Raw genomic sequence first — 22,951 nt, 5'->3', positions numbered from 1 at the left:
CATCCTTACTTAACGACTCAGTTATCGCTCGGACTCTTTTTCGCTCAGACCATCGGGCCGATCCGCCGGGGATTCAGCTCGGGACTCGCCGGAGATGCCCTCCTGGAAGGCGGCCAGCCACATTCCGGCCTGTGGGGGTGAATCTGCTGACACCGGGGGCTTGGAGTCCGTGGCGGTGGAGGCCGCGGGCTTCGGCTGCATGCGGGGAGCCATGGCCCGCGTACGGCGCCGACGCTGCGGGAGCCCGTTGGCGCTGCGCGGCGAAGCGGTGGGCGTCGGCTCCTCGGCGGTCACCGAGCGCTTCGGCCCGACGCTGTGCCGGGGCGGCGGCAGGGTGGCGGCCTTGGCCACCATCCCACCGGGCACCGGGGTCGCGGTGATCAGGTCCGGCGGGACGATCAGGACGACGCGTACACCGCCGTACGCGGACGGACGGAGGGAGACCTTGAAGGCATGGGTGTGGCAGAGCCGGCCGACCACGGCCAGGCCGAGCCGCGGCGCCTCACCCAGGTCGTCGAGGTCGAGCCCGCTGGTGGAGTGCTGTGCCAGGGCACGCTCGGCGCGGACGCGGGCTTCGTCGGTCAGACCGATCCCGGCGTCCTCGATCTCGATGGCCACACCGGTCTGGATCTCCGTCGCGGTCAGATGGACACGGGTCTGCGGCGGTGAATAGCGCGTGGAGTTGTCCAGCAGCTCGGACAGGGCGTGGATCAGCGGCTCGACCGCGCGTCCGAGAATGCCGACCTCGGCCACGGAGTGCAGATCGACACGCTGGTAGTCGAGGATGCGGGACATCGCACCGCGCAACACGTTGAACAGCGGTACGTTCTGCTGCCATTGACGACCCGGCCGGGCCCCACCGAGTACCGCGATGCTGTCCGCGAGCCGGCCGACGAGTGCCGTCCGGTGGTCGAGGTGCAGCAAGTCGCCGAAGACTTCCGGATCCTGGCCGTGGCGGTCCTCCATCTCCCGTAGTTCCTGGGCCTGTTGGTGGATGATGGCCTGGACACGGCGGGCGATGTTGACGAAGGCCCGCTGGGCGGAGTCACGCAGGTCTTCCTCGGCCGCCACGGCCTGGAGGACGTAGCGCAGCACTGCCTTGTGCGCGACTTCGAACTCGGGGCTGACGTCGGACTTCTGGGCGACGCTTTCCAGCACCTCATCGGGCGTGACGCCTTGCTGCAGCTTGGCCATGGCCGCGGGCAGTGTCTCCTTGGCCATCCGCACCGTCTCGACCTCTTGCTCGGCCAGATACTGCTGCAGGGTCGCCTCTCTCTCGGCGTACTGCCTGCGCAGTTCGTCGGTCGCGCGTGCCCGGCGCGCCGCCTCCCCGGCGGCGGCGGCCACTGCCACCGTCGCGATGGCGCCGATCCAGGCGACTTGGGAACGGGCCATTGAGGGCGTCAGCCACACGATCACCGCCCCGCACACGGCCAGGAGTACGGGTGGCAACAGCCACATTGGGGTGGAGGCGGACCCCGACCCTCCGGGTGACGAACCAGCACGAACCATCGGCATCCTCAGAGCATGAACGAATAGGGACAGGGCGGCATACATGGCGTATATGGGCACCGGGGAAGGGCCGCGCGAACAAGATCGACGACCGTCGGGTCGCGCTCACCATTGCTTGGCCGCAGCACATTCCAAGGCGGCGTTCCGCGCATGGGGCCGGGTCCCAGGACGCCCGGACCTCCGTGCGATCGGCGGCACCACGACAGCCAGCGGCGACGTGTGGTAATCGCCACAACTCGCTGCGCGACAGCGAGCATAGCGAGGTCGCAGTGGCTTTGCGGCCCGAATGCATATAACACATGAATGCACTCATGTGCGAAATTCAGGAGAATCGTTTAGCCCTGGGCACTCATTGGAATTGCGGGCAGTGCTTGGTCAAAGTCGCGTTGCTGCACGTCAACTGACGTGACGTCAAGCAGTAACCGAAATCTCCCCGCCCCGGCGGCGAAGTGGGCCAAAGGACGCTACACGCAGACCGGCGGCCCGGCCTCAGTCGGCCTTCAGGGGCTCCGCTCCAATTCCCGCTCGTGCTGCGGCGCGTGATCGTATCGGGGAAGCGGGGAACGGCGTTGCCAGGACGAGGAGACCGGCGATCGCGATGGCGGTGCGGGGGCAGGTGATGCCGGCCAGCAGACCCCACAGGGCGGTCATGGCCGCGATGGTGGCCTTGCTGGTGACCGACCACGCGGACAGGGTGCGGGCGACCCGGTCCCCTGCGGTGTGGTCGAGCCGGTAGCTGGCGCACACTGCGCGTCGACGTGATCGGCCGACGGCTCGCACCGGCGGATCCGCTGCACGGTTTCCACCGCGCGCATCCCGTCCCCGGTACCGAGTGGGCCGCGTACTACGACGAGCTCGCCGCCGCGTTCGGGCTCACCATCGAGGTGACCGGCCCCGACTTCGGCACCGAGCCGCTCCTCGACACGATCGCCGACTCCTCGGTGCTGGCCACCTTCGTCGGCGGACCGACGCGCCTGGTCTGGCCCGCCGACCACGACCTGCGCCGCATCACCGTGCACGACCCGACGCCCGTCCACCCGCACTCACTGATCCGGCGCAGCGACAATCCGCATTCCCGCGCTCGCCACATCGCGCGATTATCTCGGCTCCACACAGCCGGACGCGTCGCGACGCCGGGACATGGACGCCGAAGTGGACGGCGCGCTGATCCACACTCCTCACGCGGCATTGCCTGGCGTCGAGTGACGTAGCGTCAGGTGTGCATACGTCAGGTGCGCATTTGGCCTGGCGCGGGCGCGGGCCGGGGGCGCGGGCTCGGCACGGTGGCCGCTGCCCGTCGTGTTACCGCACGCGGCCGGGTCCGGGTCCACGGCCCTGACCGTATGCTCGGCCAGGGCGTGCCGACGAAGGCCGCTCACCCAGTGGTCTTCCAGGTGTGCCAGCGCCCACCGTAGAAACAGTTCTGCCAGTAGTGGTAGCCCTTGTTGACATAGACGATGACGCAGCGGGTCGGAGCGCCCGTCTCCGCAGCGCCCAGCATGTTGTCGGCGCGACCGTTGCCCGGCATCTCCTTCCAGCCTCCCGCCGCCGCCCAGGTGTGCCAGATGGTCCGGTCCGGCGCGATCACGAAGACCTCATCGACGCGGCCGTCGCGGTTCCAGTCGACATACCCGGCCTTGAGGTCGGTGCCGCACTTGTAGTAGCCGGTGTGACCCCACGCCGTAACGGGACACCTCGCCGCTTGCGCGGCACTGGCACTGCTCGCCGGAGCGACGGCAGCGACCAAACCGACTACTGCCGCGGCCGTTCCCAGTCTCTGCTTCGTACCGCCACGCATCAGTCCCCCACCCTCCGGGCCGGTCTGCCCATGCCCTTGCCTTGGTCCTTCACCGAACGTGTGCGACAGCATTACGCGGGCCGTACGGGGCGTCTGCGCAACTTTCGGCCACACACGATGGGAATCCAGGTGGAACGCCGAGATAAGACTGCTGAGAATGGCCAGGAGTCGGCATAACACTCCTTTGGCTCCGCAGGGACGGAAGGCCGCAGCCATGGCAAAGGGCGTGCGTCACCGCACGATGGAACGCGCGACACGGAACCCCACGTCGTCAATCTGGAAAGTCGGGTGGCTACGGCGTCGCACCGAGGCCCGACAGCTCCAGTGCTCGTCGAACCAACCGCCGCCACGCAGCACCCGATAGCTGCCGTAGACCTCGGCATCGTAGATGTCCCAGCACCACTCCCAGACGTTGCCCAGCATGTCGGACAGGCCCCAGGCATTGGGGGGTTTGCCGCCCACATCGTGGATCCGCCCGCCCGAATTGCCGCGGTACCAAGCGACCTCGTCGAGCCGCCCGTACCGCGCCCCGGCCGTACCGGCACGACACGCGTGTTCCCACTCGGCCTCGGTCGGGAGCCGGTAGCCATCAGCGGAAGCTTCCCATTCAACACCCTCGGCGTCAGCATGGAGGCGATAGACGGGCGCCAATCCCTCGCTCCGGGACAGGGCATTGCAGAACCGGACCGCGTCCCACCACGAAACGCCCTCGACGGGCAATCGGTCGCCTTGCGCGCTGCTCGGCCGCTGACCGGTGCACTGTGCGTACTGCGCCTGAGTCATCGGGAACGCCGATATCCGATAGGGCCCAAGCTCGGTCGACCAACTCCGCTGCGTTCGCCGATCCGACAGCGTCACCCGCCCCGGCGGGACGGCGACCATCTCGTTTCCTGCGTGCATGTCCATGGACAGGCGATCCTACCGGGGCGTGATCTCCGTCCCGGTGTCGGTCGGGAACGTCAACAAGGGCCGCTTCAGCGCTGCTGCCGCCGACTCGCCAACTACGGCGGCGTCAGGACACCTGCCTGTCCGCCCGCCACTCCGGTGCGAGTACCGACCAGACCTCCGTGTCGTGCCGCTTGCCCCGATACAGGTAGCTCTCCCGCAGGACGCCGTCCTTCGTCATCCCGAGCCGCCGGGCGACGGCGATGCTGGGCTCATTCGCCGCCGAGGCCAGCCACTCCACGCGGTGGATGCACCGCTCCTCGACGACCCAATCGATGATCACCCGCACGGCCCGGGTCACCAGCCCCTTGCCCACCGCCGACGGCTCAAGCCAGCAGCCCGCCTCGGCGGTGCCCTGCTCGACGTCCATCGTCCGGAACAGGACTCCGCCGACCAGCTTGCCGTCGGTCCAGATCCCGTAGAGCCGCCCGGTGTCAGCCGCGGTCTTCTCCGCGTACGACTGCAGGTACGCCCGGCTCGACTCCAGGTCCGTGGCACGGTCCGGCAACGGGATGTGCTGCCCGATGAACTCCCGCCCACGGTCGATATGGGCCAGGAACTCCTCGGCGCGCCATGGCTCCAGCGGGCGCAGCTCGGCACCGTCGTCGTCCAGGGATATCGCGTACATCGCCAACCTCCACCGTCGAAAACCGTGCCTACCGCATACCGCGCACGGATCTTCTCACGGGCGGAGTCCCGGGCGTCTGTGGCGGTGTGGTGGACGGCGGGGCGGTCCGATGGCCGGGACGGTCCCCGGGGCGCCGGGACCATCGGCTCAGGTCGTGAGCATCTTCTCGTAGCCGGACAGACGCACGCACACGGTCAGACCGAGCATCGCCTGCTCCAGCTCGGCCAGGCTCGGGTAGCTGGGCGCGATGCGGATCGTCGCGTCGCGGGGGTCGTCGCCGTACGGGTGGGTCGCGCCGGCCGGGGTCAGCACGATGCCCGCCTCGGCCGCGCGGCGCACCACATCCTCGGCGCAGCCCTCCATGACCTCAAGGGTGACGAAGTAACCGCCTTTGGGGGTGGTCCACTCGGCCAGGCCGGTGCCGCCGAGCTCGGCTTCCAGGATGCGCTGGACGGCATCGAACTTGGGCTGGAGCAGGGCTCGTTGGCGCTCCATGTGGGCCCGTACGCCGTCCTCGTCCCGGAGGAAGAGGACGTGGCGCAGCTGGTTGGTCTTGTCGGGGCCGATCGAGCGCTTGGAGTTGTTGGCGGTCAGCCAGCTCACGTTGGCGGGCGAGGAGCCGAAGAAGGCGACGCCCGCGCCCGCGAAGGTGATCTTCGAGGTGGAGCCGAAGAGGAACGCCCGGTCCGGGTTGCCGCTCGCTGTGCACGCGGCGAGGAGGTCGGCGATCTGCACGGGCTCGTCGGTGAGGTGGTGGGCGGCGTAGGCGTTGTCCCAGAAGATCCGGAAGTCCGGGGCGGCCGTCTCCATGCGGGCCAGGCGCGCCACCGTCTCGTCGCTGTAGCTGACGCCGGACGGGTTGCTGTACTTCGGGACGCACCAGATGCCCTTGACGGCGGGGTCCTCGGCCACGAGGCGCTCCACGACGTCCATGTCCGGGCCGGCCTCGGTCATCGGGACCGGGATCATCTCGATGCCGAACCGCTCGCAGAGCGCGAAGTGCCGGTCGTAGCCGGGCACTGGGCACAGGAACACGACCCGGCCCTGGTCGGCCCAGCGGGCTTCGGCGCCCGGCAGCACGCTCAGGAGGGCGTGGACCAGGCAGTCGTGCATCAGCTCCAGGCTGGAGTTACCGGCCGCGAGGAGCTGCCCGGCCGGTACCTGCAGCAGCCCGGCGAAGATCTCGCGGAGCTCCGGCAGGCCCTGCAGGCCACCGTAGTTGCGCACGTCCGCGCCATCGGCGGCGGTGTGCCGCCCGCCCGGCAGGGTCAGCAGGTCCCCGGAGAGGTCGAGCTGCTCGGGCGCCGGCTTGCCCCGGGTGAGGTCGAGCTTGAGACCTCGCGCCGCCAGCTCCTCGTAGTCCCGCCGGGCCCGGTCGAGAAGCCCGGCCAGGGCGTCGGAGCTCAGCACGATGGTCATGGGTGGTTCCTCTCACAGGGGTCGCTTGCCACGGGGATCCGGGACCCCCGCCGAGAATACAAAGGAGAGTGGGTCGGGGGTGGCGCGGGGTGGCTCGCATCGATGCGCATCGCCGGACAGTTTCCCCTCGTGCCGCCACGAGGTGAGCGTGAACGCCTCTCCGTGCGCCGGATCTTGAACCCCATACGCCTGGCGACCATGTGTAAGAGCTCCAGTACTTTCAGTTCCTGAGGGTGGCGGGTGGCGGCCCTGGCAGGCAGGAGGATCCGGTCGTGGACGGTGCTGCTGGAGCGCGGCATCCGGTGCGTGGCCCCGCCCCGGACAAGATTGGAGTTGACCCCGAACCGGGCCGGCTGCGTGCGTGGAACCTGGAGAATGTGCATGACTACTGGCGGAGTTGGGCCGAGAGGGCGCTGACGGGGACGGCGCCGAACCACCCGCTGATAGGTGTCGCGGACGCCGATCGGCTGTGAGGCGTTGCGTGAGCGGTGGGGTACCGCCCCGCCGGACGGCCGTACGCCACCGAGTGCGGGCTGCAGGGCCCTGCAGCCCGCTGCGCGAACCCCTGAGGACTGCCGGTCTCAACCCGCTTGCCGCCGAAAAGGGATGCCGATCGGCCCGCCGCCTAGCGGGAGTTGGCGGCCGTCCAGCAAGCGCGCAGCGAGGTGGCAGCAGTGTCATTGAGGCGCCTCTCGAAGGTCTGTAAGAGCGATGTGACGGTGGTGGGTTCAGTGCCGAGGGTGTCAGCGGTTCCGGTGATGCTGAGGCCGATGAGGTGGTGCAGGACGGCGGCGTCGGCTTCGGCGGCCGGGACGAGGTGGTAGAGCGCGCCGGCGGGGGTGCCGCAGGACGTGCGGGCGGCATGGTGGATCCGGCGGGTGAGGGAGGCCCAGGCTATGGCCGTGGTGTGGTGGCCGGCGAGGGCTTGTGTCCAGGACGCGGCGAGGTCGCCGAGAGCGTGCTGGACGGCTCGGACCGCGGTGTCGTGATCGGCGACCAGTTGGTGGGCGTAGTGCTGGTAGACGTCGTGGTGGAGTTGGCAGAAGGCGGTGAAGTCGGCGGGCAGGACCACGGTGATGGCCGCCACGCCGGGCGTCGGTCGCACGGGGGTGTGGTGCGGCGTGGTGCCAACGGCGGCGGAGGGTGCGGACGGCATGTTTCCCCCGGGGGAAATCGGTGTGGAGCTCGGGCGGTCGGTCATCCGGGCGGCGCGATCCATGAGGTCAGCCGAATGCCTCGGCCGGCCACGAGCGGCCCCGTTCGGCGTCGTCGGCCGTCCCGGCGAGTGCGTGAACGCGCTCCCACAGCGGCCGGATCGCGTCCGGCTCGCCGTGCAGGGCCACGGCAAGCGCCCTGACCACGGGCCAGCGCAGAAATCCGGCGGCGGGGGGGTGCGCGGACAGCAAGGCGGTGGCGGCGCCGACGGTCAGCGGCGCCGTGCCGGGTCGCAGGAGAGTGGGTATCTCGGGGCAGGCAGCGGCCAGGCGCAGGCCGCGCAGCGCGGCCTGCAGCGCGTGGACGGCCTGCCGGTACGTCTGTCCGGACGGGGGAAGCAACGGAAGTTCATGGGCGGTGTTCCACAGGAAGGTCAGGTCGTCCGGGTCGGCGTCGCAGGCTCGGGCGAATCCCGCGGCGACCTCCCAGGTGGGTGTGCGCTCCCCCGACATGATCCGGTAGATGTACGACGTCGAGACGCCCGTGCTGACGGCCAGGTCACGCACGGTCGGTTTTCCGCCGGTGCGGCCCAGGTAGGACAGGGCACGGGTCAAGGGGTAGCCGGGCTGGCCGGGCAGCCAGCAGCTCGTCTGCGACAGGATGCGCGGGCGCCGGCCGTCGTGGAGGCCGGCCGGCCTCCGCGGCCGGGCGGGGCCCCGGTCCGCGCGTTTCGCCAGTATCTTGTCGACCTTCTCTTCGGAGTAGCTGACCTTGAGGGTGCTCGCCGAGCTGTTCATGGCCCTGGCGATCTGCGGCCAGAGGGCGCCGTTGGACAGGGCCTGGCGGATGGCGACGGCCGTGACATCGCAGAGGTCGCGCTGCAGGGCGACGCACTGCTCGACAGCTTCCAGGGGCAGGGCCTGCACCTGGTTGTGCGCGAGGTGGTCCAGGACTTGGGCTTTCGTCAGCAGGGCTCGGCTGATGCGCACGACATCGTCGTCGTAGCTGCGGGGCCGGGCCGGGGTGGCGGTGCGGTCGCGGTAGGAGGCGCTACGGCATTTGGCGCTGCAGTACCGGGGCGTGCGACCGGTGGGCTTGGGTCGTTGAAAAGTGCGGCGGCAATGGCCGCACGTGATCTGCGGAGTGCTCTTCGTCATCGAAGTTCCGTGTGGGCGAACAGGTTTGCGTGAACAACTGGCGCGGTGTCACACGCACGGTGGCTTTCGTCACGCGAGGGCCGGCGCTCCTGGCATCCGGTGCGACGAAACCGTGCGGGGCCGCACCGGCTGTGGTGCGGCGGGAGGAGGGCCGGAGCCCGGCCGTCCGCGCCTACAGGGCGGCTGCGCAGGCCGGGTCCCGGCGCCGACTACCGTCGGCGCACCGCGCGACAACGGAGGTGGGAGCGGTTCGCCGCGAGAGCGAGCGATGCCGCCGGTGCCACGAGGGGCACGACCTCGGGGCCGTAGATCATCACGACGCCCGGCGAAGCCGCGGCGATGGACACCCCGGCACCGAAGCTGACAGTCATGTCGACAACGGCTGATGTTTGCCACCGGTCCAGAGAGCGCATGCTAACTTCGAACTCGCTGGCCAGCGCTGCAAGCAGCGGACCGGCAGGGCGCGGGCCAAGGGGCATGTGGTTCTCCTTGCTTCGTGGTCGCAGATGAACGGAAGGGCCCTGTGGGAAGGTTGGACGCCACCTCAGGGCCCTTTCGCATGCCGACCCTAACCCCTCGCTTACACGGAGAGCGACGGTTCCGTCACGAAAGCGGAAAGGCAGTTCTTCGGGTGCACGAAAGCAACAACTTCCACACGCCGCATCGCCCGTGACAGCCGGAGCATCTCGCGTACCAGCACACTCGTCGAGCAACTTTGCGATAAGCGCCAGCAAATCACACACCGCCGACACAGCACAGCCCCGGCAATGTCCGTGGACAGGGAGGAATCACTACGTGATACGCCGCGCCAGGCGTCTGGAGCCGACCGAGGACTACCTCTTCTCGTTCATCGACCACACTCGCGCGCTCGCGGACCAAGCCGGACTGGCCCCCATCCCCCTCGGCGTCGGCGACTGCGACCTGCCCACACCGCCGCATATCGTCGCCGCCATGCAACAGGCCGTCCGGCAACCCGAGTTACACCGCTATCCGCCGTACCAGGGCACCGGCGCGCTACGCGAGGCCGCGACGGGTTTTCTTGAGCGCCGCTACGGCCTGAAGGCCGACCCCGCAACCGAAGTCGTCGTCACCCTCGGCAGCAAGGAAGCCATGGCGCACCTCGCGCTCGCCTTCGTCGAGCCGGGCGATGTCGTCCTCGTACCCGACCCGGCCTATCCCGTCTACGCGACCTGGGCCCGCTTCTGTGGTGGCGAAGTGGTGCGCGTACCCCTGCGCGAGGAGAACGGCTTCCTGCCGGACCTCGACGCGATCCCGCGCCAAGTCGCCCGACGTGCCAAGGTGTTCTGGATCTGCTACCCCAACAACCCCACCGCCGCACTGGCTAACACCGGCTTCTACGACGACCTCGCGCGCTTCGCGTTGGAGCACAACATCCTCGTGGCGTCCGACGCCGCCTACGCCGAGATCTACTACGACACCGAGCCTCCGCCCTCCTTTCTCACCTCGCCCGGAGCGATGCGTTGCGGCATCGAATTCCACTCGCTGTCCAAGGCTTACAACATGCCGGGCTGGCGCGTCGGATTCGCGACCGGCAACGCGGAGGCCGTGGATGCCCTGCGTACGGCCAAGACCCACACCGACTCGGGCACCTTCGGCGCCATCCAGCAGGCTGCCGTCGCCGCGCTCACCGACACCACCGGATACCCGGACCGGCTGCGGGCCGTCTACCGGGAACGTATGCGTCTGCTGTGCGACGGTCTCGAAGCGGCCGGCCTTGAGGTGCTGCGACCGCGCGCCACCTTCTACTGCCTCGTCCGCGCCCCCGACGGCCTCACCAGCGAGGGCTTCGCCAAGAGGCTCCTGGAGGACGCCCGCGTACTGTCCATCCCCGCCACCGGCTTCGGCCCCGGCGGCGAAGGCTATGTACGTCTCACCGTCTGTGCCGACACCTCCCTCATCACGGAGGCCGTGGACCGGATCACCGCCACCACATGGTGAACTCCTGGGCCTGGACCGGGTGCACCATACGGTCTCTGCCACGGACGAGCTGGTGCGCCGGGTCGTACGGGCGGAGAGGTTCCATGCCGGTCGCGGTGTGGTCGCCCGGTTCCAGATCAGCCCGGGAGCATGCCCGGAAGGGCTGGACGCTCTCTTGGCGGAGCGTGGCTACCAGCGGGAGAGCCCCATGTCACTGCAGGCCGGCGCCCACCGCGCCGGCCGTATGTATCTCCAGGTGGAGCGCGACAACATCCCGGCGTTGCGGCTGTATGAGCGGGCGGGTTTCAGCGAGATGTGCGGCTATCACTACCGTGCCGCGGGTGGGGCTGCCGGGAGTGAACGGGACTGAATACTCGGATTCCTGCGTGAGGGGCGCTTCACGGTTCTCCGGATGGTCTTCGAGAAAGTGTGAGTTCAGCTTCGCGTCTTCCGAGGCGCCCCCGTGCGCCCGGCGCGCAGTGTGAGCGGAACAAGGTGTGCAGGAACAGGGCGTGCAGTACAAAGCGTGCGATACAGGGCGTGCGATATTGCGCGTACGGTATTGGCATATTGCCGGAAAGCCGTCCTCGAACGGACCTGATCCTGCCTCCGAGCGACCATTACGGCCGGGGCCCGGTGCACGCTCCGGGCCCCTCGCCGACCCCACCTACGCCTCGGCGGCCGGCCGGTAGGTGCACACATGCACGCCCGTGCTGCTGGTGGCCGTGGAGACCAGCTCCAGCGTGCGCTGCGCACCATCGTCCGGGAAGATCGTCTTACCGCCGCCGAGGAGCACGGGCATGATCATGAGCCGGAGTTCGTCGACCAGGCCCTCGCGCAAGAGGGTGCGCACGAGCGTGGGGCTTCCCATCACCAGCAGGTCACCGTCGTCGGTCCCGTGCAGTTCCCGGATGCGGGCGACGGCCTCGTCACCGGGGATGCGCGTGGTGTTGTCCCACGTCAGCTCGCCGTCGCCCAGCGTGCCGGACACGACGTACTTCCGAATGGTGTTCATCCGGTCGGCGAACGGGTCACCGGCCCGCTCGGGCCACGCCGCGGCCATCGTCTGCCACGTACGCCGCCCGAACAGCAGCGCCTCGGCCTTGCCCAACGCATCGTCAAAGGCGCCGCCCACCACCTCCGGATCGAAGAACGGGTGCGACCAGCCGCCGTGGGCGAAGCCGCCGTCGGTGTCCTCCTTGGGTCCGCCCGGTGCCTGCACGACGCCGTCCAGGCTCATGAACTCACTGATCACGATGCGCATGGGACTTGCTCCTCTTCCTCGCTCATGGTGTACGGCAATGCAGACTGCCGTGCCGCGCCAAAATCATCGTGCCAACTCGATGCCGTGTGGGTGATCTGTATCACACGGCCGTATATCTCGCCGGAGCGGGGCACGAGGAGCACGAGGAGTGGGCCTCGGGTGCATCCTGGGCGACTATCGGCTGGCCGTTCAGGCCCATCACGGACCGGCTGTCTCCTTCGTACGGGAGGCGACGAGGCGCAGGATGTCCAGCATGTAGGTGTGATCGGGTCCGTGACCGGCCCCGCGGAGTTGTTGGTCCAGCCGGTTCATCCAGTCGAAGTCGTCGGCCCGCCCCTCGCCGAGCCCGTTGACGACCGTAATCGCGAACCGGTCGACTACCGACCATCCGCATCTGCGGTACAGCGAGAAGCCCGCCAGCCTGTAGCGCCGGGTCGCTCCGGCTGAGCCGGTCTGCCTCGAAGAATGTCACCGCCGAAGCGCGTTCTGCGGAGGGAAGGCCGTCGGGTGCATCGGCCTGATCCGCAGAGGCCATCAGGTCGGTGTGCAGGCCGGACCGGTCCCTTCGCGGGCAAACAACAGCCCGGCACTGATACCCGTTCCAGTCCCGTGCGGCGGATCAGGCTCCAGCGCAAGGTCCTCAACTTCCGCCCATCAAGCGGTACATACCGATCGAGCCGTGCGCGGCGGTGTCCGCGAAGCCGAGCTTCTCGTAGAGGAAGCGCGCGGGGCCGTCCGCGATCAGTGAGACGTACGCGGTGGCGGGCGCCCGGCGCTCCAATTCCTCGGTGAGCGCGGCCATGATGCGCTTGCCGAGCCCTCGCCCCTGGTGTGCGGGGTGCACGCAGATGTCGACGATCTGGAACGCGGTACCGCCGTCACCGATGATGCGTCCCATGCCGATGGGCTCGCCCTCGTGGTGGAGCACCACGCCGTACCAGGTGTTGGGCAGGGCGAGGGCGACCGCTTCGGGGGCCTTGTCGGAGAGACCGGCATCGGTGCGCAGGCGGCGGAAGTTCTCGACGGAGGGGACACCGACGCGCAGCTCGTAAGGGACGTTCGTGGTTTCCATATATTACATGCTAAAGGGAGTTGAGGTAGAGGCCGACCCGCTGGGCCAGTGCCAGTGGACCCACTGGCGGGACACTCCCTCGCACCCATTGCTCAACGCTTCCTGCTTCCTGCTTCCTGCTTCCTGCTTCCTGCTTCCTGCTTCCTGCTTCCTGCTTCCTGCTCAATACTCCGTTGCCGACTTGAGCAGCCTATGGGCAGCATGACGCCCATGCGCCGCCATGAATACGCCGGACCGATCGCGCTTCCTGCCATGCAGAGTCTGGCCTCCCGCGCCTTCCCCACGACCGGCTACCGGCATATCGGCGACCTCGCCTGGAACTGGTGCCTGTGCCTCGACCAGGCCGACACATCCCCGACGGCGGTCTGGACGGAGAGAGAGCGGACAATGGCCTGGGGCTGGCTGGAATTGCCCGACAGCTTGATGCTCCAGATCGACCCGAGCCGCCCGGAGCTGGCGGACGAGGTACTAGCCTGGGCCGAGCAGTCCGCGAGTGGCCCGTTGAGCGTAGATGTCGCCGAGACCGAACCACACCTGGTCAGCGCACTGGAGCGCGGTGGCTACACCCTCCCCCGCTCTTCTCGACCTCGCTCAAGCGGGGGCGCCCCCATCGTCGACGGCCCGTTCATGGCCTGCCTCGGCCGCCCGCTGACCGATCTGCCGGCCATCCCTAGCCTGCCCGACGGCTATACGATCCGTGCACAGCAGGGCCACACCGACGTGGCAGGGCGGGCAGCGGCACACCGGGCCGCCTTCGGGTCGACCCGTATCACCACCGATCGTCACGCCCTCATGAGGGAAACATGTCCCTACCGCCCCGAGTTCGATCTCGTCGTGGCGTCTCCCGACGGCGGTGTCGTCGCCTACTGCCAGGGCTGGTACGACGAGTCCAACGGCATAGGCGCGTTCGAGCCGGTCGGTACCCATCCCGACCACCGTCGCCTCGGCCTGGCACGCGCCGTTTGCACCGCCGTACTGCACGCCTTCGCCGATGCCGGTGGCCATCGCGCCGTCGTCTGCGCCCGTGGCGACGCCAACTACCCTGCGCCCAAACGACTTTATGAATCCATGGGCTTCACTGTGTACACCCGCGCACACACCTATGTCGGGCGCGGCTGATGGGCACCCGAGGGACGTGTGAGCGGGGCGGCGTACGGGCACACGGGGCTCTGGGGTTCCCGCCACCCGCTCGTAGGCATCGGCCAGTTCAGCCGCCCGCATGCCTCAACGTGACGACGTAAACGGGAACAGTGACGTCATGCGTTCTTACGTGTCATGGCGTGGCGCTTTACGGTGCCGTTGGCAGCTGCGGTGGCGGCCACTGCCATGACGATCACCCTACGGCGGCAATTGACCTATCCTCAGAACGCATGCCCCCTTAGTCGCAGCGAGTGCCGGCGTGACCAGATGCCGGCCGAAATTCTGGCGAGGAGGCGTGCGGCAGGGTCGTCCACGTGCCGTCCCATGGCGAGCCGGCCCGAGTAGCAAATGGAGATGACATAGGGCGCGGCATCCGGGGGATATACGATTCCGGCGCTGTGACGGATACCCCGGACCCATCCGTTCTTGAGCGCGATCCGCGTCCCTGCGGGCAACCCGGCCGGCAGGTCGATTCGGTGCACATTGGCGGCAAGCTGGTCCAGCAGCTCAGGCGGGAGCCAGCACAGGAGCCGGGAGAGATCAGCTGCGGTGACCAGATTGGTTACCCCGGCGGCGCGGGCGGCGTAATCCTCGATTCCGCGATGGGTGACGCTGTGCCGGGCTCCGGCCAGGCGCCATATCTCATTCACGGCGTCGAGGCCCACGTGGGAAATACAGATGTTCGTGGCGAGGTCGGAGGAGTGGGCGATCATTCGCCGCGCCAGCCAGCGCAATGACGCGCTCGTGCCCAGCAGCCGCCATGTGCCGGAATCGGCCGCCCAGTCCGGCGTGATGCCAAAGGGCGGTGCGGGCACGGCTGATATGAACCGGTTGCGTATGGGAACCGGCGCGTCCAGGTCGAGGTCACTGCGGTGCAGGGCCGCGAGTACGGCCATCTTCATGGTGCTCGCGGCGTAGTACGTGAGATCAGCGCCGCGACTGAGATATTCGCCCGCACCTAATCGGGCGACATGCACGGACAGCACCGTAGTTCTCCAATTCGCTCTGGACGGAAGGACAGGAAGATCGTTCTCTGCGCGGCGGCCACTCGCAGTTCCGCCCCGTCCTCGTCCACCTCATCTGCCGCGTCGCGCAGGGCACGCAGGGTGGACACGACGAGTTGGGCCCGCGCTCCCAGCCCCCCAGCCAGGCACAGGCGTTGGTGTCGAACCGCCAGCCACGCCGTCCAGTGGTGCGGCCGCCGTCGACACGGCCAGTATGTTCAGCAGCAGCGTTACGACTTCGTCGTCCGATGACTTCCCAAGCCCCATGAGCGCGCGGATGGCGGCGAGCCCGGTCTCCGGGTCCGCTCCGGTGGCGACTCGACGCAGGGCGGACAGTGCCGACGCGTTGGACACCCCCCGCTTGCGCAGGAACATACGGGCCGCTGCGCGGGTCTCCGCGACCGGGGGCAGGAGGCGGGCGCGTCCGCGTAGGCGAACACGACGGGCAGGATGCGTCGCACGGCTGTATCCGGGTGGGAGAGCCGGGGCAGCGGGCCGGGGAGACCGCCGTGAGCATTGAACTCATGCGCGAACCCTAGCCGTCAGCACTGACAACAGCAGGCGACGACGATCCCCTCCTCGGCCGATCCCTGACACCACCCGTCCCCGACACCCACCCGTCCCTGAATCCGGCCCGCCACCAGCACCGCCCCGGCCTGCACGACACGCAAACTCGATCGGGTGATGGTCAAGTATCCCTGCCGTCAGGGAGTTTCTGTCCGAGGTGATCAACGTTAGATGTGACGACAGTAGAGTTCCGGGCACTCGGTGAGTTGTTCGGACGGCGCGATGGTCGCGACCGACGAAGACTGCTACTGGTCAGAAAGGGACGCTGAAGTGAAGCGCACGAAGGTTGCTGCGGTCGTTGGCGGTTCTGTGATGGCCCTGGGGGCTGGCTCCCCCGCCTTCGCCATGGACGTGGACAACGCTCTGCCGCAGGCCCAGGAGGGGAAGCAACTGCTGGACTCGGCCACGGCGAACACGCAGGACCTGAAGAACCCGGTCGATGACCTGGAGGTCAACGCAATTGTCGGCTCGCTCGACAAGGTCACCGACACGCTGAAGACCACGAACGACACCGCGGTCGGCAAGGCGATCGGCGACACCGCCCGAGTCGGCGGCTCTCAGGCGCCGATGATCGGTGGTCTCCCCGTGGGCACACCGCTCGGCTGAACCGGCCGCCCTCCCCCGCTGTGCTGCCTTCTCTTCTCCAGCCGCAGCACAGCGGGGCTGCGTGCCCAAGGCGACTCCAACAGAGAGAAGCTCCACCGCAGGCCACCGCAGGCCACCGCAGGCCACCGCAATGGTCCACCGGGTTCCGTCCGCCCGATATGGACAACTCTCAGGCGGCAAGCGTGCGTTCAAGGGGAGTTCGGTAGCACGGGGTGACGCGGGTTCCGCCGAGGAAGTCGGTCAGGCGGGCGATTTCGGATTCGATGGCGGTTCGGGCTTCGCGGCCGGGGTCGGTGAGCAGGTGGTGGTTGACGCGGCCGTCGGGGCGTTGGGCCCAGGCACCGATGATGCGGCCGTCTGCCCAGATGGTGGGACCAATGTTGCCGTTGCGGTCGAACAGTGCAGTGGTGTGGTCGGAGTTGAGGTACCAGTCCCGGTGGCGCCAGCCCATGGGGGTGGGATCGAGTCCGGGCAGCAGTGCGACCCAGGGTTCCGGCGCGGTGGCCGGTTCAAGGTCTTCGGGCAGGAGGTAGCCGGTTCCCTCATCGAGGTCGACGGCTTCGGCGCCGGTCGCGGCGATGGCCTTGCGGGTGTCGGTCAGCGTCCAGCCCGTCCACCACTTCAGGTCCGCTTCGGTGACGGGCCCGAAAGCGGCGAGGTAGTGACGGGCGAGGGTGGCCTTCGCCTCGGCTGCGGGCAGCCCGGGAAGGGGTTCGGCCAGGGCCCAGCGGAACTGTGCGGAGGTCCAGTTGCCGGCCGGACGAGCCCGACGGATGCGGCCTTCGGCGGCGAGTACGCCCAGGACGGTGGCGCAGACGCGCTGGCGGGACTGGTACGGCTTGCCGGGGAACATGGTGATCTGCTCGCGCAGGGCGGGGACGGCGTCGGCGAGTTCGGCGGCGGTGGCCTCGCCCCGCGCTGCGAGGACGGCCAGGGCGGCCTCCTCGGCCGCGGTGTAGCGGCGCTCGTCCCACCCGACCGCCTTGTGGAGCCGGTCGATGGCGCTCGCACGGTCGCGGTAGGTGTCCTTGCCGGTCGCCGCCTGGATGGCGGGCGCGAGGCGGGCGGGGATGACGAACATGGTGCGGCGCATGCACCGTATGCGGGCCAGTGTTCGTTCCTCGTACAGCGCCCGCTCCACCACCGTGACCGTCGGCTCGGCCAGACGGGCGGCGGCGGTCAGGAAGACGGTCGCCGGGTCGGTGCCGTGCAGGCCGATGAGCGCGTCGGTGACCTCGTCCGGCGTCTTCACCCGCGCTGCGGTGGCCAGCAGATACCGGCGACCGAGGCGGGCGCGTCGCTCGGCGGCGGTGACACGGCGGTGCAAGGAGGTCATGGCGTGGCTCCGGAAGGGGAAAGCAGGAATGCGGGGGTGGGAAGCCGTTGGCTTCAGCGGACAATCTTGAAATTGAAGTGCTCGTTGCCCAGGGTGCCAACGAGGCTGAGATGGAGGGGCTGGATCATCTCGGTCGCACGTACGGTGGTGATCTCGCCCAGGTCGATGATGTCCGACCATCCATAGGCGGCCAGCAATTCGGTGACCTGCTGCTTCGCGTGTCCGTCGTTACCGCTGAGGAAAAGGGTGTGATCGCCGTCCGCCAGTGCGGCGGGGTCGGTCATCAGGTGGGCGGCGAGCGTGTTGAAGACCTTGACGACCTTGGCGTCGGGGAAGGCGCGCTGGATCTGCTCGCCGAGGCTGTCGGTACTGACGGGGTTGAGGATGGGGCGGGCGTGCCTGGCCAGGGGGACGGCATGGGGTGGGTGACGGGGGTGTTGAAGTCGTTCGGGCCGGCGGTGTCGATGAGGACCTTGCCCGCCAGGTGATGGGTGCCGCGCCGAGGCACGGGGGAGATGGCGGGAGGCTTCATGAGGGTCGCTCCTTGGGGGTGGGCGCGTGGGTGAGTGAGTACGCGGCGGGCGGGTGGTCGGGAGGACGGCATCCTGACCTAGGCCCGATTAGTACATTAGTATCGTACAGCAAGCCCGACAGGGGGTGCAATACGGACATACTGCTGCTGAATGGCAAGGGAAAATGCACTGCAGCACGCCGCGTTGGACGCAGAGCGGCACCACCACATCACGACCAGTTACAGTACTTTCGTACTGGATGGCCAACCCCTGGCCCTGCAGGGACGGGCTGAGGTGTGGGTGACGGCCTGCCCGCTCGGCCGGAAACGCTCGTCGGCGTACTCGACGACTCGACGCCCGCGGTCACCAGCGCCACCTCCGGCTCCGTGAACTTCAGGACGCCCGGTTGGTGTGCAGGGCGATGGCGCGCCACGCCCGTTCAGAGCGCGTGAACCCCTCCCCCGGCTTCAGCAGACGCAACCCGCCTACGAGACCGGCTCGTTCGAACGCGTCGGTCAGCGCGTCGGCGCCTTGGGTGAAGTGTCCCCGGTGCTCGTAATGTAGCGGTACGACCTGTCGCGCACCGAGGACGCCGGCCGCCTCCGCCGCCCGGTCGTGGGCGAGGTGAGGAAGTCGGCTCGTATTCGCCGGGCGGATCGAAGGTGGGATCGGTCAGCAATCGCACACCCGCGATCTCCAGGACCGCGGCCGGCCCTCCCACGTACCGGACGGTCAATCCGCCGGACCGGAGTTGATTCGCGCGTGGCTGCCCTTCCCTCCCGCTGGAGCGGACGGGGAATCCGTCACGTAAGCGTCAAGGCATGGGCGCTGATACATGTTCTGCAACCGACCCGACCGTCACCACCGTCAACTCGCACGCCCCGCGGCATCGTTCCGATGCACGCCGGGCATCCGGGGCACGAACGGTTGAGCTCTGGAAGCTCACCGCCCCGTGCGCCCGCGGCCTCCGGCATCCGCGCTCACTGCACAGAGCCCATGATCATCAGCTTCCCGGGATCGAGGAAGGGGACGAAGCCGACTTTCGCGTAAACGCCGTGCGCGTCAAGGGTGGACAGCAGCACCCGCTTGAGCTTGTACGGAGCGAGGTGGTCGCGCACCGCGGCAGCCAGCCAGGTGCCGAGGCCGGTGCCGCGGTGGGCGGGGTCGACGTAGACATCGCAGAGCCAGGCGAAGGTCGTCAGGTCCGTAACGACGCGCGCGTAGGCAATCTGTGTCCCATTCGCCTCGTAGAGACCGAAGTTGAGAGAAGCGCGGGCCGACTGCTCAACCGTCTCGCGACTGCGTCCCAGAGCCCAGAACGCGTCGGTCGAGAGCCAGTGATGTATCAGGTCGATGTCGAGACGGTCGGGATCGGTATCGATCTCGTAGTCGTCCTCTCGGCGAATGATCATGGTTGATCATACCTAGTTGCCTAGGGGCCATCGGCAAGCGTCACGTCACGCCCCGCGGCGTCACAAGGGCGCGCCGGCAGCATCGGAGGACGCAACATACTGCGCCACCCCGTCGCCGAACGACCAGTCGATCGACTCGTTCTCGGTCAGGGTGACGAACACATTCCGCGGCTCGGTCCCTGCGTACTCATGGGCGAGCTCGGCGATGCGCCGGTACAACGCCTGCTTCTGTGCGGGCGTGCGCCCGGAGCGCATCGTGATCGCGACGTACACGATGCCATCATCGCGGTGCACACCGAGGAAATTGTCGTAGCGCAATGTGCTGCTGGTGCCGTCGTGACTGGTCAGGACCTGGAACAGGTCGTCGGGCGGAAAGCCGATCGTCTCGACCAAAGCGTCGTGCGCGGCGCGGCCGAGCGCGTCGAGGCGATCGCTGTCGACCCTCAACGCGTCAATACGAACAAATGGCATGACGGCAATTCCCCTTTCAAGGTGGCTGCGTCACTGGTTCTTCATCATCGCTGGTTCTTCATCGGCGACCAGGTGGCCGCGCTTCCACAGCGGCTCACGGGTGCTATGGACGAGTCGCCCTCTCGCGTCCATGATCACGACCATACATACTAGTAGGTACAGTCGCAACGAGTGCGGTCTGCAGCAGGCAGGGTGCGGTGGCCTGATACGACGCCACGTCAGCGACACCAGAGGCCGACCGGTGTCGCCGCGCGGCGATCACGTGGTCGGAACAGCCAGCCGAGCAGCCGAACAGAGCAGAGCAGTCGAACAGACGTCACATCGGCAGGGACAGCAGGCGCACCGGCCCTGGTGGCCACTGCGCTCCTTCCCGCAGCGGCAACCACATGGACCTGAGCGGCATGACGGCCACCGACTCGCCGGGCTGCTCAACATGAACGTCGACGTCCAGGGTCTGCCATCCCAGCCGCTGATACACGGGGACCCGATCGGGCCAGCAGAAGAGGAGTCCGAACTCCGGTCCCATGCTGCGCGCTTGCTCCACCGCGGACGTGACGGCCAATCGCGCCAACCCATGTCCTCGCAGGTCAGGCGCCACGATCACGCCACCGATGCCCACCACCTGCATTCGGGTGCCATCGACCGACACCGGCACCGGCACCAGACCGGCATGCGCCACCAGGCGGTCCCCCAGCCTGACACCGAAGTGCTCCTCCTTGGAGCGCCAAGTCAGGGCAGTCCTTTCCACGTCGAAGGGGTCGTTCATGCCCCCTGTGATCTCATCAAGCTCCGTCTTCGCGTACTGAGCGAGTCGTACCACCGACGGCGACATGCTGATCCGGTTCCCCTCGTCTACGGAGTCCGAATCCCCCCATCCTGAATCCCCTCCATTCCATCTCTATGCAGGGAAGTATGCGTCTGCATCGACATCTTGAGTGGCTCTTGACGGGGCCGCTCGGCGAAAGACCCGTTCCCGGCCGTTGCGCGCAGGCATTCAGGACGGGTGGTCGGCGCGCTTCGTGGAGGCGAGGTGGGCGAAGACCACCACGTTGTCGACGTAGTCCTTTGCCTTGTGGTCGTACGCGCCGCCGCAGGTGATCAGGCGTAGCTGTGCGGACGGGGTGTCGCCGTAGACGCGGTCGTTGGGAAAGTTCGCCTTGCTGAACGTCTCGACGGAGTCGACCTTGAACGTCGCGATGATGCCGTCTTCCCGGGTGACGTCCACCGTGCTCCCGCGCTTGAGCGTGCTGAGCTGCAGGAATACCCCCGGTCCGGTCTTGGTGTCGACGTGGCCGGCGACGATCGACGCGCCGCGCTCGCCGGGCGATACCCCGTCCCGGTACCAGCCGACGAGATTGTTGTTCCCGGCGGGGGGTGGGTTGAGCTGGCCGGATGCGCTGACGGACAACGGTGTGAAGGGCGCTTGGACGGCGATCTCCGGGATTGTGAGCTGCTTCGGGACGGAACGGGGCAACGCCGGGCCGACAGTGGGGGTGGGCGCGCTGGAGGCGGCCGCTCCGGGCTTGGCGGAGGCGGCCGCCGCAGGGCGCGCCCGAGGTTCGGGGTCCTCGGTGAAGTCCACGGAGTTATAGACGAGGAAGGCCCCCAGCAGCACCGCCCCGGCCGGCCACAGCAGCGCGCGGTCGAAGGAGCGGGGGGCGGGGGCAGGGGCGGGAGTCCTGCGGGGTGGTTTCGGTCGGCTCGAATAGCCCTGGTGGTTCGCCGGGGGCTGCTGATTCGACGGGGTCTGATGGCTCGACGGGCTTTGCTGGCTTGGCCAGATCGGTTGATCTTGAGGTCTCGACGGGCTTTGCGGGCTCGGCTGATCTTTGGGGCTCTGTTGGCTTCGAAGGCTCGGCTGGACGTGAGAGCTCGGCTGGTTCGGCTGCGGGGTGGTCATTGGGTGGTGCCTTTCGGGAACGAGCGTCACCTCGGTGTCGAGCGGGCCTCACGGGGCTGCGGACGACCGGAACGGAACGCCGTGGCCACCGTCGGCGGGCGACGGTGGCCACGTACACACAGCAACCTGGGCCTGGAAGATGGTCTGGGGTCTGAGGTCTGGAGCCTGGAAGAAGGTCTGAGGTCTGGGGCCTGCGCAAGGTGAGCTCGATCAAGCTGCCTCCCGGCCGGAAGGGTTACGGCGGCGCAGCATGTACGCCCCGGTGCCGAGGCCACCGAGAATCAGGGCCGAGCCGGCCGCCAGGCTGCTGCCGGACACGGCCATGGCCCCGCCGCCGGTGTGCACCCCGCCATGCGGCTTCCGGCCCTGCCCGGGCTTCTCCTGGCCGCCCTTCCCTGCCTCGTTGTGCTCACCCTTCTGAGACCTGTCGCGTTCGCCCGCCCCGGACTTGTCGCGGTGGTCGGTGGCCGTCTTGTCCTGACCACCTGCCGCGGACTTCTCACGGTCGCCCCCGGTCTTGTCCTGACCGGCCGCGCCGGACTTGTCATGGTCGTCCGCATCGGCCTTGCCCTGGCCGGGCGTCTCGGCCTTGTCCTGACCAGCCGTCTCGGACGTGTCGCGGCCACCGGTTTTCGTCTTGTCCTGACCAGCCGTCTCGGGCCTGTCCTGACCAGCCCCGGGCTTGTCGCGGGCACCCGTCTCAGGCTTGTCCTGACCGTCCGGCCCGGACCTGGCCTCGTCACCGGTCCCGGTCTTGTCCTGGCCGGCCGTCTCAGATCTTTCCCGGTCGCCCGTTCCGGTCCCGTCCTGACCACTCGTCCAGGAGTCCTCATCCTGATCGCTGCTGACGGAATACCCGGATTCATCCTGTCCCCAGTCATCGGACGCGGTGGCGGCATGGGCTACGGGAGTGGAGGTCGCGAGGACCACGGTGATGGCGGCGGAGGCTGCGGAGCTGAGCAAGGTACGGGTAGTGCGCATGGGGAAATATCCTTTCGCCGCGGCCACGAAGGCCGACACATCGTCAGCGCATCGAATCGCAGTAGCGACATGGTCACCGTCAGACGGATTGCGGTCCGGCACCACTGGAGATCGCCGCATTGGAGTTACGGCAT

24 protein-coding genes and 1 pseudogene are annotated in these 22,951 nt (G+C 68.3%); 6 read left to right on the top strand and 19 right to left on the bottom strand.

All coding sequences use genetic code 11. The features are described 5' to 3' along the window. Positions 1–21 precede the first annotated feature (21 nt). Both K9S39_RS40295 and K9S39_RS40290 read right to left on the bottom strand, forming a co-directional pair. The gene (locus tag K9S39_RS40295; RefSeq protein ID WP_248868232.1) at positions 22–1,461 is read right to left on the bottom strand and encodes a sensor histidine kinase; all 1,440 of its coding nucleotides are present in this window, start codon (positions 1,459–1,461) and stop codon (positions 22–24) included. Positions 1,462–2,001: 540 nt separating this feature from the next. Continuing rightward, entirely contained in the window at positions 2,002–2,259 is a 258-nt protein-coding gene (locus K9S39_RS40290; protein WP_406708104.1) for a hypothetical protein, read from the bottom strand. Between K9S39_RS40290 and K9S39_RS40285 the strand changes: the two are divergent. Then, positions 2,238–2,680 (top strand): annotated as a pseudogene (locus tag K9S39_RS40285) (hypothetical protein); the annotation flags it as partial. The gene K9S39_RS40290 and the pseudogene K9S39_RS40285 overlap by 22 nt on opposite strands. 207 nt (positions 2,681–2,887) lie before the next feature. Here the strand turns inward: K9S39_RS40285 and K9S39_RS40280 are convergent. The 4 genes from K9S39_RS40280 to K9S39_RS40265 all read right to left on the bottom strand — a co-directional run bounded on the left by K9S39_RS40280 (position 2,888) and on the right by K9S39_RS40265 (position 6,302). After that, complete coding sequence (locus K9S39_RS40280; RefSeq protein WP_248868231.1) at positions 2,888–3,310, bottom strand: hypothetical protein; 423 nt, start codon at positions 3,308–3,310, stop codon at positions 2,888–2,890. A 231-nt stretch (positions 3,311–3,541) separates the two neighbouring features. Beyond that, on the bottom strand, positions 3,542–4,216 hold the full coding sequence (locus K9S39_RS40275) for a formylglycine-generating enzyme family protein (protein ID WP_248868230.1): 675 nt from the start codon (positions 4,214–4,216) through the stop codon (positions 3,542–3,544). Positions 4,217–4,322: 106 nt separating this feature from the next. Beyond that, entirely contained in the window at positions 4,323–4,883 is a 561-nt protein-coding gene (locus K9S39_RS40270) for a GNAT family N-acetyltransferase (protein ID WP_248868229.1), read from the bottom strand. A gap of 147 nt (positions 4,884–5,030) precedes the next feature. Continuing rightward, positions 5,031–6,302, bottom strand: a complete 1,272-nt coding sequence (locus K9S39_RS40265) for an aminotransferase class I/II-fold pyridoxal phosphate-dependent enzyme (protein WP_248868228.1) — start codon at positions 6,300–6,302, stop codon at positions 5,031–5,033. A gap of 272 nt (positions 6,303–6,574) precedes the next feature. Here K9S39_RS40265 and K9S39_RS40260 point away from each other — a divergent pair, with 272 nt between their 5' ends. Further along, on the top strand, positions 6,575–6,775 hold the full coding sequence (locus tag K9S39_RS40260; protein WP_248868227.1) for a hypothetical protein: 201 nt from the start codon (positions 6,575–6,577) through the stop codon (positions 6,773–6,775). Positions 6,776–6,927: 152 nt separating this feature from the next. Here the strand turns inward: K9S39_RS40260 and K9S39_RS40255 are convergent, their stop codons facing one another. From K9S39_RS40255 to K9S39_RS40245, 3 genes are all read right to left on the bottom strand, one after another. Further along, positions 6,928–7,407, bottom strand: coding sequence for a hypothetical protein (locus K9S39_RS40255; RefSeq protein ID WP_248868226.1), 480 nt, complete (start codon positions 7,405–7,407; stop codon positions 6,928–6,930). Between the two features lie 118 nt (positions 7,408–7,525). Then, positions 7,526–8,614, bottom strand: a complete 1,089-nt coding sequence (locus tag K9S39_RS40250) for a helix-turn-helix domain-containing protein (RefSeq protein WP_248868225.1) — start codon at positions 8,612–8,614, stop codon at positions 7,526–7,528. Positions 8,615–8,823: 209 nt separating this feature from the next. After that, positions 8,824–8,985, bottom strand: a complete 162-nt coding sequence (locus tag K9S39_RS40245) for a hypothetical protein (protein ID WP_248868224.1) — start codon at positions 8,983–8,985, stop codon at positions 8,824–8,826. A 424-nt stretch (positions 8,986–9,409) separates the two neighbouring features. Here K9S39_RS40245 and K9S39_RS40240 point away from each other — a divergent pair, with 424 nt between their 5' ends. Continuing rightward, positions 9,410–10,573 (top strand): aminotransferase class I/II-fold pyridoxal phosphate-dependent enzyme, encoded by a 1,164-nt coding sequence (locus K9S39_RS40240; RefSeq protein WP_248868223.1) that lies wholly within the window; start codon positions 9,410–9,412, stop codon positions 10,571–10,573. Positions 10,574–10,592: 19 nt separating this feature from the next. Continuing rightward, positions 10,593–10,922, top strand: a complete 330-nt coding sequence (locus K9S39_RS40235; RefSeq protein ID WP_248868222.1) for a GNAT family N-acetyltransferase — start codon at positions 10,593–10,595, stop codon at positions 10,920–10,922. Positions 10,923–11,219: 297 nt separating this feature from the next. Here the strand turns inward: K9S39_RS40235 and K9S39_RS40230 are convergent, their stop codons facing one another. Next, positions 11,220–11,816, bottom strand: coding sequence for a dihydrofolate reductase family protein (locus K9S39_RS40230; RefSeq protein WP_248868221.1), 597 nt, complete (start codon positions 11,814–11,816; stop codon positions 11,220–11,222). A 640-nt stretch (positions 11,817–12,456) separates the two neighbouring features. Further along, entirely contained in the window at positions 12,457–12,888 is a 432-nt protein-coding gene (locus K9S39_RS40225; protein ID WP_248868220.1) for a GNAT family N-acetyltransferase, read from the bottom strand. 210 nt (positions 12,889–13,098) lie between these two features. Here K9S39_RS40225 and K9S39_RS40220 point away from each other — a divergent pair, with 210 nt between their 5' ends. Beyond that, complete coding sequence (locus K9S39_RS40220; protein WP_248868219.1) at positions 13,099–14,007, top strand: GNAT family N-acetyltransferase; 909 nt, start codon at positions 13,099–13,101, stop codon at positions 14,005–14,007. A gap of 242 nt (positions 14,008–14,249) precedes the next feature. On the opposite strand, the gene K9S39_RS40215 is transcribed toward K9S39_RS40220, so the two are convergent. Continuing rightward, on the bottom strand, positions 14,250–15,005 hold the full coding sequence (locus tag K9S39_RS40215) for a serine hydrolase (RefSeq protein ID WP_248868218.1): 756 nt from the start codon (positions 15,003–15,005) through the stop codon (positions 14,250–14,252). Positions 15,006–15,821: 816 nt separating this feature from the next. Here K9S39_RS40215 and K9S39_RS40210 point away from each other — a divergent pair. Then, positions 15,822–16,205 (top strand): hypothetical protein, encoded by a 384-nt coding sequence (locus K9S39_RS40210; RefSeq protein WP_248868217.1) that lies wholly within the window; start codon positions 15,822–15,824, stop codon positions 16,203–16,205. Between the two features lie 169 nt (positions 16,206–16,374). Here K9S39_RS40210 and K9S39_RS40205 read toward each other — a convergent pair whose 3' ends face one another. The 7 genes from K9S39_RS40205 to K9S39_RS40175 all read right to left on the bottom strand — a co-directional run bounded on the left by K9S39_RS40205 (position 16,375) and on the right by K9S39_RS40175 (position 22,817). Continuing rightward, positions 16,375–17,541, bottom strand: a complete 1,167-nt coding sequence (locus K9S39_RS40205) for a winged helix DNA-binding domain-containing protein (protein WP_248868216.1) — start codon at positions 17,539–17,541, stop codon at positions 16,375–16,377. Between the two features lie 53 nt (positions 17,542–17,594). Beyond that, a complete protein-coding gene (locus tag K9S39_RS40200; RefSeq protein WP_248868215.1) occupies positions 17,595–17,825 on the bottom strand; it encodes an NAD(P)-binding domain-containing protein in 231 nt (76 codons plus the stop codon). A gap of 1,208 nt (positions 17,826–19,033) precedes the next feature. Next, positions 19,034–19,465 (bottom strand): GNAT family N-acetyltransferase, encoded by a 432-nt coding sequence (locus K9S39_RS40195; RefSeq protein WP_248868214.1) that lies wholly within the window; start codon positions 19,463–19,465, stop codon positions 19,034–19,036. Between the two features lie 60 nt (positions 19,466–19,525). Further along, the gene (locus tag K9S39_RS40190; protein WP_248868213.1) at positions 19,526–19,936 is read right to left on the bottom strand and encodes a tautomerase family protein; all 411 of its coding nucleotides are present in this window, start codon (positions 19,934–19,936) and stop codon (positions 19,526–19,528) included. 316 nt (positions 19,937–20,252) lie between these two features. Continuing rightward, positions 20,253–20,702 carry a GNAT family N-acetyltransferase gene (locus K9S39_RS40185; RefSeq protein WP_248868212.1) on the bottom strand — a complete coding sequence of 150 codons (450 nt, stop codon included), beginning with the start codon at positions 20,700–20,702 and terminating at the stop codon, positions 20,253–20,255. Positions 20,703–20,930: 228 nt separating this feature from the next. After that, on the bottom strand, positions 20,931–21,572 hold the full coding sequence (locus tag K9S39_RS40180; protein ID WP_248869192.1) for a class F sortase: 642 nt from the start codon (positions 21,570–21,572) through the stop codon (positions 20,931–20,933). A gap of 474 nt (positions 21,573–22,046) precedes the next feature. Further along, complete coding sequence (locus K9S39_RS40175) at positions 22,047–22,817, bottom strand: hypothetical protein (RefSeq protein WP_248868211.1); 771 nt, start codon at positions 22,815–22,817, stop codon at positions 22,047–22,049. Positions 22,818–22,951: the final 134 nt, after the last annotated feature.

The sequence above is a fragment of the Streptomyces halobius genome (assembly GCF_023277745.1).
In the GTDB taxonomy this organism is placed as follows: domain Bacteria; phylum Actinomycetota; class Actinomycetes; order Streptomycetales; family Streptomycetaceae; genus Streptomyces; species Streptomyces halobius.
The sequence above is the reverse complement of the archived record's forward strand: the minus strand, read 5'-3'. Positions and strand labels throughout refer to the sequence as shown.